Genomic DNA, 15,429 nt, shown 5'->3' on the forward strand with positions numbered 1-15,429 from the left:
ATACCTGCGGCGCGCGCTCTAAGCGATGACGTCGAGGATACGGTCGGCCACCGACAGCTTGCTGCCGGAGGCCTCCATCACTATATCGCCGCCCTTTCGCAGGACGACGACCTCATTGCTCTCCGTTGCGAAGCCCTGCGACCATCCCACCTGGTTGAGGACGAGGAAGTCGCTGCCCTTCGCGGAGAGCTTGGTGCGGCCCAGGTCGATCAGCGCCTGCGGGTCGGCCTCGGTCTCGGCGGCGAAGCCGACGACCACCTGCCCGTCGCGCTTGTTCGCAGAGAGTCCGGCGAGGATGTCGGGGTTGGCCACGAGCTCCAACGTCAAGGTGTCGCCGTGCTCGGACTTCTTGATCTTCGCATCGCGCGTCTCGATTGGACGGTAGTCGGCGACGGCCGCGGTCATCACGACGATGTCGGCGGCGCGCGCGGCCTCTCCGACGGCCTCCTGAAGCTCCAGCGCCGTCTGCACCTCGATGAGCTCGACGCCCTCGGGCGGCTCGACCTCCAGGTGCGCCGCGATCAGGACCACGTCGGCTCCGCGCGCCTGCGCGGCGGCTGCGATGGCCACCCCCTGCCGCCCGCTGGAGCGGTTGCCGAGGAAGCGCACCGGGTCGAGCGGCTCCCGGGTGCCGCCCGCAGTGACGACGACGCGCTTGCCCTCGAGGTCGACGCCGCCGCGAGGGCGGCGAGCCGCCTCGTTGGCCCGGCGGCGCTCGGACAGCACCACGACGTCGTTGACGGCTTCGCCCGCTCCGGCGGGCAGCGCGGCGGGTGCGAGAGTCTCGACCGCACGGGGCGTCGCACCGGCGGCGCGGAGCGCGGCGCGGACGATGACCTCCGGCTCCTCCATCCGCCCCGGTCCCGAGTCGGCGCCGGTGAGCTGGCCGGTCGCGGGGCCGACGACGGTCACGCCCCGGCTCCGCAGAGTCGCGATGTTCGCGACCGTCGCCGGGTTGCGCCACATCTCGGTGTGCATCGCCGGCGCGATCACCAGCGGAGCCGTGGAGGCCAGCACCGTGTTGCCGAGGAGGTCGTCGGCGAGACCCGCGGCCAGCTTCGCGATCGTGTTCGCGGTGGCCGGTGCGATGACGATGAGGTCGGCGGACTGGCCGATCGCCACGTGCCGGACCTCTGCGACGCCCTCGTAGAGGTCGGTCGCCACCGGGTTGCGGCTGATCGCCTCGAGCGTCGGCCGGCCGACGAACCGCAGCGCTGCCTCCGTCGCGACCACGTGGACCGAGTGACCCTCGAGGACCAGGGCACGGACGACGCCGACGGCTTTATACGCAGCGATGCCGCCGGTCACTCCGACGACGATGGTCAATCGTGGGCTCAACGGCGGCACCTCTCCTCGGCCGGGGCGCTGCCCTGGCTGCGGTCGTCTGCGGCTCTACTGCGTCTGCTGTTGCTGCGTGCGGATGCTGCCTACTCGGCGGCGATCGGCTTCACGACGAGCTTGTCCTCGTTGATCTCGTGCAGGGCGACCGAGAGGGGCTTGTCGTCGACGGAGGAGTCGACCAGCGGTCCGACGTTGTCGAACAGGCTGCCCTCGTGGAGGTCGGCGTAGTAGTCGTTGATCTGGCGGGCCCGCTTGGAGGCGAAGATGACGAGCGCGTACTTCGACTCGACGCGCGACAGGAGTTCGTCGATGGGCGGGTCGATGATGCCGTTGTTGCTGGTGGCCATGCGGGGTGCTCCTTGTTCTGGGCGATCGAGCGCGGTGACCCGATCGACGGCCGCGTCAGGCGACCGGGGACGGTGGGCGCGCCTGCGAGGGCGCGGAGAGACGGCTCACGGACGCGACGGCGCCGCGCGGACCTTCATCAAGTCTACGACCTCGCGAGCCGCCTCTGCGACGTCGTGGTTGACGACCTTGTAGTCGAACTCGTCCTGGGCGGCCAGTTCGACCTTCGCGGTCTCCAGTCTCCGCTGCTGCTCGGCGGTGTCTTCCGTGCCGCGCCCGATCAGACGGCGGACCAGCTCCTCCCAGGTCGGCGGGAGCAGGAAGATCAGCCTCGCTTCCGGCATCGACGCCCGTACCTGGCGGGCTCCTTGGAGGTCGATCTCGAGCAGGACGCTGCGTCCGGCGGCCAGCGCGGCCTCGATCGGGGCCCGCGGAGTGCCGTACCGGTACGCGTTGTGCACGGTGGCGTGCTCCAGGAGCTCGCCCTCGGCGATCATGCGGTCGAACTCGGCGTCGTCCACGAAGTAGTAGTTGACCCCGTCGACCTCGCCCGGCCGCGGCACACGGGTCGTGGCGGAGACCGACAGCAGCACGTCCGGGTAGTGCTCGCGGATGTAGGTGGAGACGGTGCCCTTGCCGACCGCGGTGGGGCCGGCGAGCACGACCAGGCGGTTGCGCTGGCGCGCACTGCGGTTCTCGCGCTCGATCAGGAACTGCCGCAGCCGCAGCCGCTGGTGCCGGCCGAGACCGCCGAGCCGCTTGGCGGGCGAGATGGCCAGGCGCTCGAGCGCCTCCTGCATCTTGGTGGTGCCGATCGCCGGGACGCTGAGCAGGAACTCGGTCACCCGCAGGCGGCCTTCGACGCCGTCCGGGTCGGCGGTGGCGTGGTCCAGCACCGTGAGCGGCGACACCTCGCGGGAGGCGATGGAGGCTTTCACGGCGGCGCGCGCACGGCGCGCGACGACGGCGGCCTGGGAGGCGGCCTGCCGGTCGACCTCGGGCGGAGCGGGCCTGCTGGACGTCTCAGCCATGGAGGGCACGCACCTCCTCGGCGCGGCGCCCGACGGCCTCCGCCAGCCGCTGGGGACCGGCGGAGAGCAGCCCGCGGGACTCGCTGACGATCACACCGTGGGCGAGCGATCCGAACAGCCGCGGCGCGTCCTCCACCCGGGCGCCCTGGTGGCCGAAGCCCGGGGCGAGCACCGGGAGGGCGGGGGTCCGCTCCCCCGCCGTCGCCACGTCGATCCCGTAGTCGGCCAGCTCGACGGTCGCGCCGAGCACCAGCCCGACCGACCCGTACGGAGCGTGCGCCGAATGGTCCTGATTGAACGAATGCACGTCTTCGATGATCGCACGCGCAACGGACAGCCCCGATCGCGGGCCGTCCTGGACGAGCGCCTGCTGCACGGCCGCCGCCTCCGGATTGGAGGTCGCCGCCAGCACGAACAGGCCCTTCCCTGCGCGGTCGCCGAGCTCCATCGCCGCAGCCAGCGACCCGACCCCCTGGTAGGCGGCGACGGTCATCGCGTCCGCCTCCAGCGGCGAGCCGGGCGTCAGCCACGCCTCGGCGTACGCCGTCACGCTGGTGCCGATGTCACCGCGTTTGGCGTCGGCGATCACCAACAGCCCTGCGGCGCGCGCGGCGGCCAGCACCTCCTCCAGCGCGGCATATCCGGCCGCTCCGAAGCGCTCGAAGAACGCCACCTGCGGCTTGACGATCCCGGCCCGGCCGGCAGCCGCCTCGACGACGGTCAGCCCGAAGGAGCGGAGGCCGTCCGCCGAGGCGGGCAGCCCCCACTCCTCGAGCAGGTGCGCGTGCGGGTCGATGCCGACGCACAGCCGCCCGCGCTCGGCGAAGACGCGCGCGAGCCGCTCGCCGAACGGCGCCGTCATGCTCGGGCGGACCTCTCCAGCGCGTACTCCTGCAGCGACTTCACGTTGAAGCCCTCCCGGATGGCGTCCAGCGACGCGACCGCGGCGCTGAGCTCCGCGATGGTCGTGAACAGGGGCTTGTCCGCCGCGACGGCGGCCGCGCGGATCTCGTAGCCGTCCGCACGCGCCGAGCGACCGCTCGGGGTGTTGATCACCACATCCACTTCGGAGCGCGTGATGATGTCGACGATCGAGTCGCCGCCGGTCTCCTGCGCCTCGCTGTGCTTGCGGACGATGCGAGCCTCGATGCCGTTGCGGTTGAGCACCTCGGCGGTGCCCTCCGTCGCGATGATCTCGTAACCGAGCTGGTGGAGGCGGAGCACCGGCAGCACGACCGCGCGCTTGTCGCGGTCGGAGACCGAGACGAACACGGTCCCGCTGAGCGGCATCCCGCCGTATGCGGCCGACTGGCTCTTCGCGAACGCCGTCGGGAAGTCCTTGTCGATGCCCATGACCTCGCCCGTGGAGCGCATCTCCGGGCCGAGCACGGAGTCGACCACGGTGCCCTCGGCGGTGCGGAAGCGCTTGAACGGCAGCACGGCCTCCTTCACGGCGACCGGCGAGTCCATCGGGATCAGCGATCCGTCGTCCTCGGGCAGCATGCCCTCGGCGATGAGCCCGTCGATGGTGTCGCCGACCATGAGGCGGGAGGCGGCCTTCGCCAGCGGGATGCCGAGGGCCTTGGAGACGAACGGAACGGTCCGCGAGGCCCGCGGGTTCGCCTCCAGCACGTAGAGGACGCCCGCGCCGATCGCGAACTGCACGTTCAGCAGGCCGCGGACCCCGATCCCCTCGGCGATCTTCAGCGTCGCCTCGCGCACGCGGTCGATCTCGCGGCGGCCGAGCGTGATCGGCGGCAGGGTGCAGGACGAGTCGCCCGAGTGGACCCCGGCCTCCTCGATGTGCTCCATGACGCCGCCGATGTAGAGCCGCTCGCCGTCGTACAGGGCGTCGACGTCGATCTCGATCGCGTCGTCGAGGAAGCGGTCGACCAGCAGCGGGTGCGACGGACCGACGATCCCCTGGCCTGCGACGCGCTCGAAGTAGTCCGCGAGCGACGCGGTGTCGTAGACGATCTCCATGCCGCGGCCGCCGAGCACGAAGCTCGGGCGCACCAGGACCGGGTAGCCGATCTGTTCCGCGGCGTGCAGGGCGCTCGGGAAGTCCACCGCGGTGCCGTTGCGCGGTGCGGTGAGGCCGGCGGCGTCGAGGATGCCCGAGAACAGCCCGCGCTCCTCGGCCAGGTCGATCGCGTCGGGCGTGGTGCCCAGGATCGGCACGCCGGCCGCCTCCAGGCCCTTGGCGAGCCCGAGCGCCGTCTGGCCGCCGAGCTGCACGACCACGCCGACCAGCTCGCCGGACTGCGACTCCGCGTGGATGACCTCCAGCACGTCCTCGAGCGTGAGCGGCTCGAAGTAGAGCCGGTCGCTGGTGTCGTAGTCGGTGGACACCGTCTCCGGGTTGCAGTTGATCATGATGGTCTCGAACCCGGCGTCGTGCAGCGCGAAGGAGGCGTGCACGCAGGAGTAGTCGAACTCGACGCCCTGCCCGATGCGGTTCGGGCCGGAGCCCAGGATGACGACCTTGCGTCGGTCGCTCGGCGCAACCTCCGTCTCCAGGTCGTAGCTGGAGTAGTGGTACGGGGTCAGCGCCGGGAACTCGCCCGCGCAGGTGTCGACCGTCTTGTAGACCGGGCGCACGCCGAGGATGTGGCGCACCTCACGGACGTCGGCCTCGCCGAAGCCGCGGAGCTCGCCGATCTGGGCGTCCGAGAAGCCGTGGTCCTTGGCGAACCGCAGAGTCTCGGTGTCGAGCGTCGGCGCGTCGCGGATCTGGTCGGCGACCTCGTTGATCAGGGAGATCTGGTCGAGGAACCAGGGGTCGATCTTGGTCGCCTCGAACACCTGCTCCGGGGTCGCGCCGAGGCGCAGCGCCTGCTGCACGTCGACGATGCGGCCGTCGGTCGGGGTGGCGATGGAGGTCAGCAGCTCCTCCACGGTCTTCGTCTGCTGGCCCCAGTGGAACGAGGATCCGCGCTTCTCCAGCGACCGGAGCGCCTTCTGCAGCGCGCTCGAGAAGCTGCGCCCGATGGCCATCGCCTCGCCCACCGACTTCATGGTGGTGGTCAGCGTCGGGTCGGCGGCCGGGAACTTCTCGAACGCGAACCGCGGCACCTTGACGACGATGTAGTCGAGCGTCGGCTCGAAGCTCGCCGGCGTCACCTTGGTGATGTCGTTGGGGATCTCGTCCAGCCGGTAGCCGATGGCCAGCTTCGCCGCGATCTTCGCGATCGGGAAGCCGGTCGCCTTCGACGCGAGCGCCGACGAGCGGGAGACGCGCGGGTTCATCTCGATGACGATGATGCGCCCGTTCTCCGGGTTCACCGCGAACTGGATGTTGCAGCCTCCGGTGTCGACGCCCACCGCCCGGATGATGTCGATGCCGATGTCGCGCATCCGCTGGTACTCGCGGTCGGTCAGGGTCAGCGCGGGCGCCACCGTGATCGAGTCGCCGGTGTGCACGCCGACCGGGTCGACGTTCTCGATGGAGCAGACGACGACCGTGTTGTCGGCCGTGTCGCGCATGAGCTCGAGTTCGTACTCCTTCCAGCCGAGGATGGACTCCTCCAGGAGCACCTCGCTGGTCGGGCTCTGGTGGATGCCGTCGCCAGCGATGCGGCGCAGCTGCTCCGGCGTGTACGCGAAGCCCGAACCGAGACCACCCATCGTGAACGACGGTCGGACGACGAGCGGGTAGCCGAGGTCTTCGGCGAACTCGAGCGCCTCCTCCACCGTGTGGGCGATGTGCGAGCGTGCGACCTCCGCGCCGGCCTCGACGACCAGCTCCTTGAAGATCTGGCGGTCCTCGCCCTTCTGGATGGCCTCGAACTTGGCGCCGATCAGCTCGACGTTGTACTTCTCGAGGATGCCGTGCTCGTGCAGCTGCATGGCCGCGTTGAGTGCGGTCTGACCGCCCAGGGTCGGCAGGATGGCGTCCGGCCGCTCCTTGGCGATGATGGTCTCGATGACCTGCCAGGTGATCGGCTCCACGTACGTCGCGTCGGCGAAGTCGGGGTCGGTCATGATCGTCGCCGGGTTGGAGTTGACGAGGATGACGCGCACGCCCTCCGCCTTCAGCACACGGCAGGCCTGCGTGCCGGAGTAGTCGAACTCGACCGCCTGGCCGATGACGATGGGCCCGGAGCCGATGACGAGGACCGAGTCGATGTCGTCGCGTTTGGGCATCAGGCGTTCTCCTGGTTCTCGGTGTGCGTGGTGGACGGTTCGGCGTGCTGAGCGCGAACCATGTCCAGGAAGCGGTCGAAGAGGTAGTTGGCGTCGTGCGGGCCGGCGGCCGCCTCCGGGTGGTACTGCACGCTGAACGCGTTCAGGTCGAGGCAGTTCAGCCCCTCCACCACCTCGTCGTTGAGCGAGAAGTGGCTCACCTCGACGCGGCCGAAGCCGGTCGGGGAGTCGAAGGTCGCGTCGATCGGCGCCTTGACCGCGAAGCCGTGGTTCTGCGCCGTGATCTCCACCCGGCCGGTGCGTTTGTCGAGCACCGGCTGGTTGATCCCGCGGTGACCGAACGGCAGCTTGTAGGTGTCCAGCCCGAGTGCGCGGCCGAGCAGCTGGTTGCCGAAGCAGATGCCGAAGTACGGCAGTCCGGCGCGCAGCGTCTCCTGGAGCAGGGCGACGTGCTTGTCCGAGGCCTGCGGGTCGCCTGGGCCGTTCGAGAAGAACAGAGCAGAGACGCCGAGCCCGAGCACATCCTCCGCCGTCACCTGCTGGGGGAGCACGTGCACGTCGAGGCCGCGGGCGGCCAGGTTCTCGAGCGTCGACTTCTTCACGCCGAGGTCGAGCACGGCGACCGAGCCGACCTTCTCGCCGACAGCAGGCACCGTGTACGGCTCGACGGTCGACACCTCGGCCGACAGGTTGCGGCCGGACATCGGGGCCCCGGCGAGCACCAGCTCGAGCTGCTCGCTGTCGGTGAGCTCGAACTGGTCGCCCGAGAAGATGCCGGCGCGCATGGCGCCGGCCGAGCGGATGTGGCGGGTCACGGCACGCGTGTCGATTCCGCTGATCCCGACGACGCCCTGGGCGACGAGGTCGTCGTCGAGGCTGCGCTGAGCACGGAAGTTGGACACCACACGGCTGGGCTCGCGGACGACGTAGCCGGCGACCCAGATCTGCCGGGACTCCATGTCCTCGTCGTTGGTGCCCGTGTTGCCGATGTGGGGCGCCGTCTGGAGGACGATCTGCCCCGCGTAGGACGGGTCGGTCAGGGTCTCCTGGTAGCCGGTCATGCCGGTCGCGAAGACGGCCTCGCCGAGGGTCCGCCCGCGGGCGCCGTAGGCCCGGCCGACGTACCGTTTTCCGTCTTCGAGGACGAGCACCGCTGGTTCTGCTGCGAGCACGTCACACCTCCTTGTCGTTCGGGCGGGGAGTGCCCGCCGCATCCGGGGCATCCGCCCGCGGAACGATCTCTTCGATGGCCGCGGCGAGCTGCGCGCGGCCGGCCGGGTCGACGACCCGGAAGTAGCTGTCGGCGGCCGCGCCGCCGCTGGTGGTCCAGCCCAGACGTAGCAGCCCGTCGCGCTCGACTGCGCGGTCGATCGCGACGCTGGCGACGCCGGCGCCGGTGACGACCGCCGCCGGGACGAACACGGGCGGTTCGCCGGTCACCGCGATCGAGACCCCTTCGGGCCGGACGGCGACCGTCGCGGCGCCGCGGAACGCGAGCCCCGGGAGGACGAGCCGCTCCAGGTGCTGCCCGGCCTTCGTCGTGGCGACGTAGAGCAGGTCGGCCTCGGCGGTCGGGGCGCTGAGCGTCCCCGGCGTCGAGTAGCCGCCTCCCGCCGAGGAGTCGCGCTGCGCCCGGCGTCGCCAGCCGACGATCGCGAGCACCAGGACGATGACGAGGACGGCGAGGATGCCGAGGGTGGGGAGGAGCTTATCCACGCGCCGACACCTCCTCGCGGTCGAGCACCGCGCCGTCGAGCACCGTCGGACGGCCGTGGTGGAAGGTCGCGACGACCCGTCCCGGAAGCGTCAGCCCCAGGTACGGCGAGTTGACGCCCTTGCCGGCGAGGTCCGCGGTCGAGAACGTGCGCGACGCGGTCGGGTCGTAGAGGAACAGGTTCGCCGGGGCGCCCTCCTGCAGCGGGCCGCCGTGGCCGGCCAAGCGGCCGATGCGCGCCGGGGTGGCCGAGAGTACGCGTGCCGCATCCGCCCAGCCCAGCATCCCGTTGTCCACGACGCTCGCCTGCACGACGGAGAGGGCGGACTCGAGGCCGACCATGCCGAACGCGGCCGCGTCCCACTCGCAGTCCTTCGCCTCGATGGGATGCGGAGCATGATCGGTGGCGACGATGTCGATCGTGCCGTCCGCGAGCCCGGCGCGGAGCGCCTCCACGTCTTCCCGGCTGCGCAGCGGCGGGTTGACCTTGTACCGCGCGTCGTACCCGGTCGCGAGCTCCTCGGTCAGCGCCAGGTGGTGCGGCGTCACCTCGGCGGTCACGTCGATGCCGCGGGCCTTCGCCCAGCGGATGACATCGACACTGCCCGCGGTCGAGACGTGACAGACGTGCAGCCGGGAGCCGACGTGCTCGGCGAGCAGGACGTCGCGGGCGATGATCGACTCCTCGGCGACGGCCGGCCAGCCGGCCAGCCCGAGCTCTCCGGAGAGAGCGCCCTCGTTCATCTGGGCGCCCTCGGTGAGCCGTGGCTCCTGCGCGTGCTGCGCGATCACGCCGTCGAACGCCTTCACGTACTCGAGCGCCCGGCGCATCAGCAGCGGGTCGGAGACGCATTTGCCGTCGTCGGAGAAGACGCGGACCCGCGCGCGGGACTGGGCCATCGCGCCCAGCTCGGCCAGCCGCTCCCCCGCGAGTCCCACGGTGACGGCGCCGATCGGCCGCACCGTCGCGTAGCCCGCGGCCTCGCCCAGGCTCAGCACCTGCTCCACGACACCCGCGGTGTCGGCGACCGGCGACGTGTTCGCCATGGCGAACACCGCCGTGAAACCGCCCGCCGCAGCCGCCCGCGTGCCGGTCAACACGGTCTCGCTCTGCTCGTATCCGGGCTCCCGCAGGTGGGTGTGGAGGTCGACCAGGCCGGGCAGCGCGAGCAGCCCGTCCGCGTCGATCGCCGTGGCGCCCGCTGCGCTCAGCCCGGTCCCGGCGGCGGTGATCGTGCCGCCCTCGACCAGCAGGTCGGTACGGGTGCCATCGGCCAGCGTCGCGCCGCCGATCAGGAATCTCTCGTCCACACTCACCTCACACCACCTGGCCGTAGCACCTGCTCGGGACCGCTCCCCGACAGCAGCAGGTACAGGGCTGCCATCCGTACGGAGACACCGTTCGCGACCTGCTCCCGGACCGTCGAGCGCGGGGAATCCGCGGCCGCGGCCGAGATCTCCAGCCCGCGGTTCATCGGCCCGGGGTGCATCACAATGCTATCGGGCTTCAGCCGGGCGAGCCGTTCCTCGTCCAGGCCCCAGCGCCGCGTGTATTCGCGCGTGGTCGGGAAGAACGCCGCGTTCATCCGCTCTGCCTGGATGCGGAGCATCATCACGACGTCCGGCCCCGCGGTGAGAGCGGCGTCCAGGTCGTAGCCCACCTCCGCAGGCCAGCCGGAGACGTCCACCGGCAGCAGCGTCGGCGGGGCGACCAGCGTGACATGGGCTCCGAGGGTGCGCAGCAGCCAGACGTTCGAGCGGGCCACCCGCGAGTGGAGGATGTCGCCGACGATCGCGACGCTCACCCCGTCGAGGTCCTTCCCGCGCGACGCCGCGCCGTGGAGCCGGCGGCGCATCGTGAACGCGTCCAGCAGGGCCTGCGTCGGGTGCTCGTGCGTGCCGTCGCCGGCGTTCAGGATGCCCGCGTCGATCCACCCGCTCGCCGCCAGCGTCTGCGGGGCCCCGGAGGAGCCGTGCCGGATCACCACGGCGTCGGCGCCCATCGCCTGCAGCGTCTGCGCGGTGTCCTTCAGGCTCTCGCCCTTGGAGACGCTGGAGCCCTTCGCAGAGAAGTTGATGACGTCGGCGGAGAGGCGCTTCGCCGCCGCCTCGAACGAGATGCGGGTGCGGGTGGAGTCCTCGAAGAACAGGTTGACGACGGTCTTGCCGCGCAGTGTGGGGAGCTTTTTCACCTCGCGCTCCTGCACGTCGGCCATGTCCTCCGCCACGTCGAGGATCTGAATGGCGTCGTCGCGCGCGAGGTCGCGGGTGGACAGCAGGTGCCTCATGCGCCGGCCCCCTGTTCGCCGGCGTCCTCGATGGTGACCGACTCCTCGCCGTCCACTTCCGTCAGCCGCACGAAGATGCGCTCGGAGGCGGCCGACGGCAGGTTCTTGCCGACGAAGTCGGCCCGGATCGGCAGCTCGCGGTGGCCGCGGTCGACCAGGACCGCCAGGCGGACGGCGCGGGGCCGGCCGATGTCGCTCACGGCGTCGAGGGCGGCCCGGATGGTGCGGCCCGAGAAGAGCACGTCGTCCACCAGCACGACGGTCTTGCCGTCGATCGGTCCGGGCAGTGACGTGGGCTGCGGGGTGCGGGTGGGGTGCCGCGAGAGGTCGTCGCGGTACATGGTGACGTCCAGCGCGCCCACGAGCTCGGCGGCCGATGCGACCTTCGCCGGTTCGATGCGCTGGATGGTGTCGGCGATCCGCCGCGCGAGCACGACGCCGCGGGTCGGGATCCCCAGGATCACCAGGTCGTCGGTTCCCCGGTTGGACTCCAGGATCTCGTGGGAGATCCGAGTCAACGCCCGGGCTATGTCAGCCTGCTGCAGCACGGTACGCGCCGTCATGCCGACCTCCTTCCCCGCCTCACAGGACGGCTGTTAAAGGATGTCTATCGCTGTCAGCCTAGCAGCCTGGCGCCGCCCACCGCGGACGCGCCGGGGCAGAGAGGTCAGTGGTCGGCGAGGAAGCTGCGGAATGCCTTCGCGTCGCTCACGCCGCCCGGGTACTGCTTGCCGTTCACGAGGACGGTCGGCGTTCCCTTGATCGTGTCGAGGGCCTTCGTGCCGTCGACCTCGATGGGACCCTTCTGCGAGTTCGCGGTGTTGCCCTGCGCCCACGCTTTGTAGGGGCCGCTGTCCGAAAGACAGCCGGCGATGTTGCTCGCACCGGCCGCGGTCGCGCGGGAGACCAGCTCTTTGTCGGTGAGCCCGTCGGAGTTCTCCTCCGGCTGGTCGGTGAACAGCGCCTGGTAGAACGGCAGGATCGCGGTTCGGTCCGACACGGCGACGCACGTCAGAGCCGCGGCGGCGCGCGTCGAGTAGCCGGTGCCATTCGATGCAGCGTCGAGGAACGTCAGCGGGTGCAGCCGGAGCGTGATCGAGCCGTCGTCGACCGACGACGAGAGGGTCTTCCCGTTCGCCTTCTCGAACGCGCCGCACACCGGGCACATCGCGTCGAACCAGATGTCGACCTTCTTCTGGCCGTCGCCGACCGTGATGAAACCGCCGTCGAAGTCGACGGCGCCGTCGGTCCCGGTCGGAGGAGCGTCCGTCGCGACGCGCACGTTCGATGCGCCACCCAGGAGTGAGCATCCGGCCGCTGCAGCCACGACTCCGACGGCCAGTGCGACGGCCGCAGCTGCGCGGCGCAGCCTCCCGCTCGCCGGCCTCCCGCTTATCCGGCGCCCCCGCATCATGCCGTCCGGCTCTGAGCGATCTTGGCGAGGAGCCCGTTCACGAAGCCCGCCGAGTCGTCGGTCGAGAGCACCGTCGCGGCCTCGACGGCCTCCGAGATCGCCACACCGTCCGGCACCTCGTCGTTGAACAGCACCTCCCAGACGCCGATGCGCAGGATGGCGCGGTCGACGGCCGGCATGCGCGCCAGGGTCCAGCCCTGGGCGTAGGTCTCGATCTGCTCGTCGATCTCGTCCTGGTGCTCGATGACTCCGTCGAGGATGTCACGGGCATACAGCCATGACGCCTCGCGCGCCGGCTGGCTGGCCGCGCGCTCCGCCTCGGTGGCGAGCGCCTGCCGCAGCGGCGTCTGGCGCAGGTCGGCGCTGTAGAGCACGTCGAGGGCGCGCTTGCGCGCCTTGGTCCGCGCGCTCATCTAGTCGTTGACGCGGCCGAGGTAGTCGCCCGTGCGGGTGTCGACCTTGACCTTCGTGCCGGTCTCGAGGAACAGCGGCACCTGGATCTGGTAGCCGGTCTCCACCGTCGCGGGCTTGGTGCCACCGGTGGAGCGGTCGCCCTGCAGGCCCGGCTCGGTGTAGGTGATCTCGAGCACGACCGAAGCCGGGAGCTCGACGTACAGCGGCGAGCCCTCGTGCAGAGCGACGGTGACGTTCTGGTTCTCGAGCATGAAGTTGGCGGCGTCGCCGACGACCGGTCCAGGGATGGTGATCTGGTCGTAGTCCGAGGTGTCCATGAAGACGAAGTCGACGCCGTCCTGGTACAGGTACTGGTAGTCGCGGCGGTCGACGTTGGTGATGTCGATCTTGGCGCCGGCGTTGTACGTGCGGTCGACCGTCTTGCCCGTGGTGACGTTCTTCAGCTTGGTGCGGACGAACGCGCCGCCCTTGCCCGGCTTGACGTGCTGGAACTCGATCACGGTCCAGAGCTGTCCGTCGATGCTGAGGACGACGCCGTTCTTGATGTCAGCGGTTGAAGCCAAGGGGATGTTCCGTTCGTTCGGTGAGAAGATGCGGGTGGATGCTGAGCTCGCCACGCCTATCGGGTCGGCAGAGCTTGTCCACAGTGGACCGCGCGCGGCGGTCCCAGAAGATTCTAGACGTCAGCGCCGGTTTCGGCGAATGAACGCCAGCGCCAGCCGGTAGGACTCGAACCCGAATCCGGCGATCACACCGGTCGCCACTGCGGAGATGACGCTGGTGTGCCGGAACTCCTCGCGCGCGTGCGGGTTCGACAGGTGCACTTCCACCACGGTGCCGCCCGCCTTCGTCACGAGCGAGACGGCATCCCGCAGCGCGAAAGAGTAGTGCGTCCAGGCGCCCGCGTTCAGGATGACCGGCGCGCCCGAGTCGGCGGCCTCGTGCAGCCAGCGCAGCAGCTGCCCCTCGTCGTCGGTCTGACGCAGGTCGATCGTGTCGTCGCCCGCATCCTCCTGCAGCACCGCGCGCAGGTCCTCCAGCGTGCCCGCGCCGTACACGTCGGGCTCGCGCGTGCCGAGCCGGCCGAGGTTCGGTCCGTTCAGGACGAGGATGCCGGCCACGCCGCTCCCCTCCCTCACGCTCGTGGCGCTCATGATCCGACCTCCTGGTACGCGGCGAACAGCAGGCTCTGGTCGGGTCCGGCCAGGATGGTCGGCCGGGCCACGTCGTCGAGCACGATGAAGCGCAGCATACTGCCCCGCGCCTTCTTGTCGCGCTGCATGGTCGCCAGGAGGGTCTGCCAGCGGCCGAGCGGATAGGTCACCGGCAGGGTCAGCGACTCCAGGATGCGGCGGTGCCGGTCGACGACCTCGTCGCTGAGCCGTCCGCTCAGCCGCGCCAGCTCGGCCGCGAAAACCATCCCGACCGAGACCGCCGCGCCGTGCCGCCACTGGTAACGCTCGGCGTGCTCGATGGCGTGCCCCAGCGTGTGGCCGTAGTTGAGGATCTCGCGGAGGCCCTGCTCGGTGAAGTCCTCCCCCACGACCCGCGCCTTGATGCCGATGGAGAGCTCTACCAAGCGCCTGAATTCAGGAGTCTCCGGGTCGGTCGCGCGGTCCACGTCCGCCTCGATGATGTCGAGGATCTCCGGTTCGGCGATGAAGCCGTACTTCACGACCTCCGCGAATCCGGCCAGGAGGTCGTTGCGCGGCAGCGAGGTGAGCGTGTCGAGGTCACAGACGACCGCCGCCGGCGCGTAGAAGGAGCCGACCAGATTCTTGCCCTCCGCCGTGTTGATACCGGTCTTGCCGCCGACCGCCGCATCCACCATCCCGAGCAGCGTCGTCGGCACCTGGACGAGCTTCACGCCGCGCAGCCAGGTGGCGGCCACGAAACCGGCGAGGTCGGTGACGGCGCCGCCGCCGAAGCCGATGACGGCGTCGGAGCGGGTGAAGTCCGCTTGGCCCATGATCTGCCACAGGAAGGACGCGACCTCCACCCGCTTGGCCCCCTCGGCATCCGGAACCTCGGCCAGCAGCACCTCGTACTGCCCGAGCAGGGACTCGCGCAGCTCCGACGCGGCGGCCCCCAGGCTCGGCTGGTGCACGAGCAGCACCTTGTTGACGGCGGAGCCGAGGTGGTCGGCCAGCCCGAAGCGCAGACCGCGACCCACGACGACCGGGTACGGCTGCGTTCCGGAGACGAGGATCTCGGTGGGGGCGTCGGTCATGCGTGTCCTTCTTCCTGGGCCCAGCGCGCGATCTCCTCGACGATGGTGTCGATCGGCCGGGAGGAGGTGTCGGCGGTGTAGTCCGCGAGCGAGTGGTAGAGGTCGGAGCGGGAGGCGACCAGCCGCTTCCATGAGTCGAGGTCCGTGACGAGGGGGCGCTTGCCGTTGGCGATGCGTTTCGCGATCGCCTCCGCACGGACCGTGAGCAGCACGACCCGCGCCTCAGCCAGGTCGGCCTGCGTCTCGGGGTCGAGCACCGCGCCGCCGCCGAGCGACACGACGCCCGGGCTCTGCAGCGCCACGGCCACCGCAGCCCGCTCCAGCTCGCGGAAGTACGGCTCTCCGTGCGTTGCGAAGATCTCCGGGATCGGTCCGTGCTGCGACACCACCATGGCGTCCGTGTCGACGTAGGGCACGCTGAGCAGCTTCGCGAGCCGCTTCCCGACCCGGGACTTGCCGGCGGCGGGCGGCCCGATCAGCGCGATGGTCTCGTGGGGGGCCACAGC

16 protein-coding genes are annotated in these 15,429 nt (G+C 70.6%); all 16 read right to left on the bottom strand.

Translation table 11 applies throughout. The features are described 5' to 3' along the window. Positions 1 to 18 precede the first annotated feature (18 nt). The 16 genes from SB754_RS08340 to SB754_RS08415 all read right to left on the bottom strand — a co-directional run bounded on the left by SB754_RS08340 (position 19) and on the right by SB754_RS08415 (position 15,426). Positions 19 to 1,326, bottom strand: coding sequence for a bifunctional phosphopantothenoylcysteine decarboxylase/phosphopantothenate synthase (locus SB754_RS08340; protein WP_410783288.1), 1,308 nt, complete (start codon positions 1,324 to 1,326; stop codon positions 19 to 21). A 101-nt stretch (positions 1,327 to 1,427) separates the two neighbouring features. Further along, a complete protein-coding gene (gene rpoZ, locus SB754_RS08345) occupies positions 1,428 to 1,688 on the bottom strand; it encodes a DNA-directed RNA polymerase subunit omega (RefSeq protein ID WP_090037987.1) in 261 nt (86 codons plus the stop codon). A gap of 105 nt (positions 1,689 to 1,793) precedes the next feature. Next, a complete protein-coding gene (gene gmk / locus SB754_RS08350) occupies positions 1,794 to 2,717 on the bottom strand; it encodes a guanylate kinase (RefSeq protein ID WP_410781864.1) in 924 nt (307 codons plus the stop codon). Beyond that, positions 2,710 to 3,579, bottom strand: a complete 870-nt coding sequence (gene pyrF, locus SB754_RS08355) for an orotidine-5'-phosphate decarboxylase (RefSeq protein WP_410781865.1) — start codon at positions 3,577 to 3,579, stop codon at positions 2,710 to 2,712. Before pyrF ends, gmk begins: the two co-directional genes overlap by 8 nt. Next, positions 3,576 to 6,863: a carbamoyl-phosphate synthase large subunit gene (gene carB, locus SB754_RS08360; RefSeq protein ID WP_410781866.1), complete on the bottom strand. Its 3,288-nt coding sequence runs from the start codon at positions 6,861 to 6,863 to the stop codon at positions 3,576 to 3,578. The genes pyrF and carB overlap by 4 nt, the downstream gene beginning before the upstream one ends. After that, a complete protein-coding gene (gene carA, locus SB754_RS08365) occupies positions 6,863 to 8,077 on the bottom strand; it encodes a glutamine-hydrolyzing carbamoyl-phosphate synthase small subunit (RefSeq protein ID WP_410781867.1) in 1,215 nt (404 codons plus the stop codon). The genes carB and carA overlap by 1 nt, the downstream gene beginning before the upstream one ends. Beyond that, the gene (locus SB754_RS08370) at positions 8,037 to 8,579 is read right to left on the bottom strand and encodes a hypothetical protein (protein ID WP_410781868.1); all 543 of its coding nucleotides are present in this window, start codon (positions 8,577 to 8,579) and stop codon (positions 8,037 to 8,039) included. Before SB754_RS08370 ends, carA begins: the two co-directional genes overlap by 41 nt. After that, the gene (locus SB754_RS08375; protein ID WP_410781869.1) at positions 8,572 to 9,888 is read right to left on the bottom strand and encodes a dihydroorotase; all 1,317 of its coding nucleotides are present in this window, start codon (positions 9,886 to 9,888) and stop codon (positions 8,572 to 8,574) included. Before SB754_RS08375 ends, SB754_RS08370 begins: the two co-directional genes overlap by 8 nt. A 2-nt stretch (positions 9,889 to 9,890) precedes the next feature. Then, positions 9,891 to 10,865, bottom strand: a complete 975-nt coding sequence (locus tag SB754_RS08380) for an aspartate carbamoyltransferase catalytic subunit (protein WP_410781870.1) — start codon at positions 10,863 to 10,865, stop codon at positions 9,891 to 9,893. Next, the gene (gene pyrR / locus SB754_RS08385) at positions 10,862 to 11,428 is read right to left on the bottom strand and encodes a bifunctional pyr operon transcriptional regulator/uracil phosphoribosyltransferase PyrR (RefSeq protein WP_410781871.1); all 567 of its coding nucleotides are present in this window, start codon (positions 11,426 to 11,428) and stop codon (positions 10,862 to 10,864) included. Before pyrR ends, SB754_RS08380 begins: the two co-directional genes overlap by 4 nt. A 104-nt stretch (positions 11,429 to 11,532) precedes the next feature. Beyond that, positions 11,533 to 12,279, bottom strand: coding sequence for a DsbA family protein (locus SB754_RS08390; RefSeq protein ID WP_410781872.1), 747 nt, complete (start codon positions 12,277 to 12,279; stop codon positions 11,533 to 11,535). Continuing rightward, positions 12,276 to 12,692: a transcription antitermination factor NusB gene (gene nusB / locus SB754_RS08395; RefSeq protein ID WP_410781873.1), complete on the bottom strand. Its 417-nt coding sequence runs from the start codon at positions 12,690 to 12,692 to the stop codon at positions 12,276 to 12,278. Before nusB ends, SB754_RS08390 begins: the two co-directional genes overlap by 4 nt. Beyond that, on the bottom strand, positions 12,693 to 13,256 hold the full coding sequence (efp, locus tag SB754_RS08400) for an elongation factor P (protein WP_410781874.1): 564 nt from the start codon (positions 13,254 to 13,256) through the stop codon (positions 12,693 to 12,695). A gap of 120 nt (positions 13,257 to 13,376) precedes the next feature. Next, positions 13,377 to 13,814 carry a type II 3-dehydroquinate dehydratase gene (locus SB754_RS08405; protein WP_410783289.1) on the bottom strand — a complete coding sequence of 146 codons (438 nt, stop codon included), beginning with the start codon at positions 13,812 to 13,814 and terminating at the stop codon, positions 13,377 to 13,379. A gap of 29 nt (positions 13,815 to 13,843) precedes the next feature. Then, positions 13,844 to 14,923: a 3-dehydroquinate synthase gene (gene aroB, locus SB754_RS08410; protein WP_410781875.1), complete on the bottom strand. Its 1,080-nt coding sequence runs from the start codon at positions 14,921 to 14,923 to the stop codon at positions 13,844 to 13,846. After that, positions 14,920 to 15,426 (bottom strand): shikimate kinase, encoded by a 507-nt coding sequence (locus SB754_RS08415; protein ID WP_410781876.1) that lies wholly within the window; start codon positions 15,424 to 15,426, stop codon positions 14,920 to 14,922. The genes aroB and SB754_RS08415 overlap by 4 nt, the downstream gene beginning before the upstream one ends. Positions 15,427 to 15,429 lie beyond the last annotated feature (3 nt).

Origin of the sequence: Leifsonia sp. SIMBA_070, from assembly GCF_046534635.1 — a bacterium.
Classification (GTDB): Bacteria; Actinomycetota; Actinomycetes; order Actinomycetales; family Microbacteriaceae; genus Leifsonia.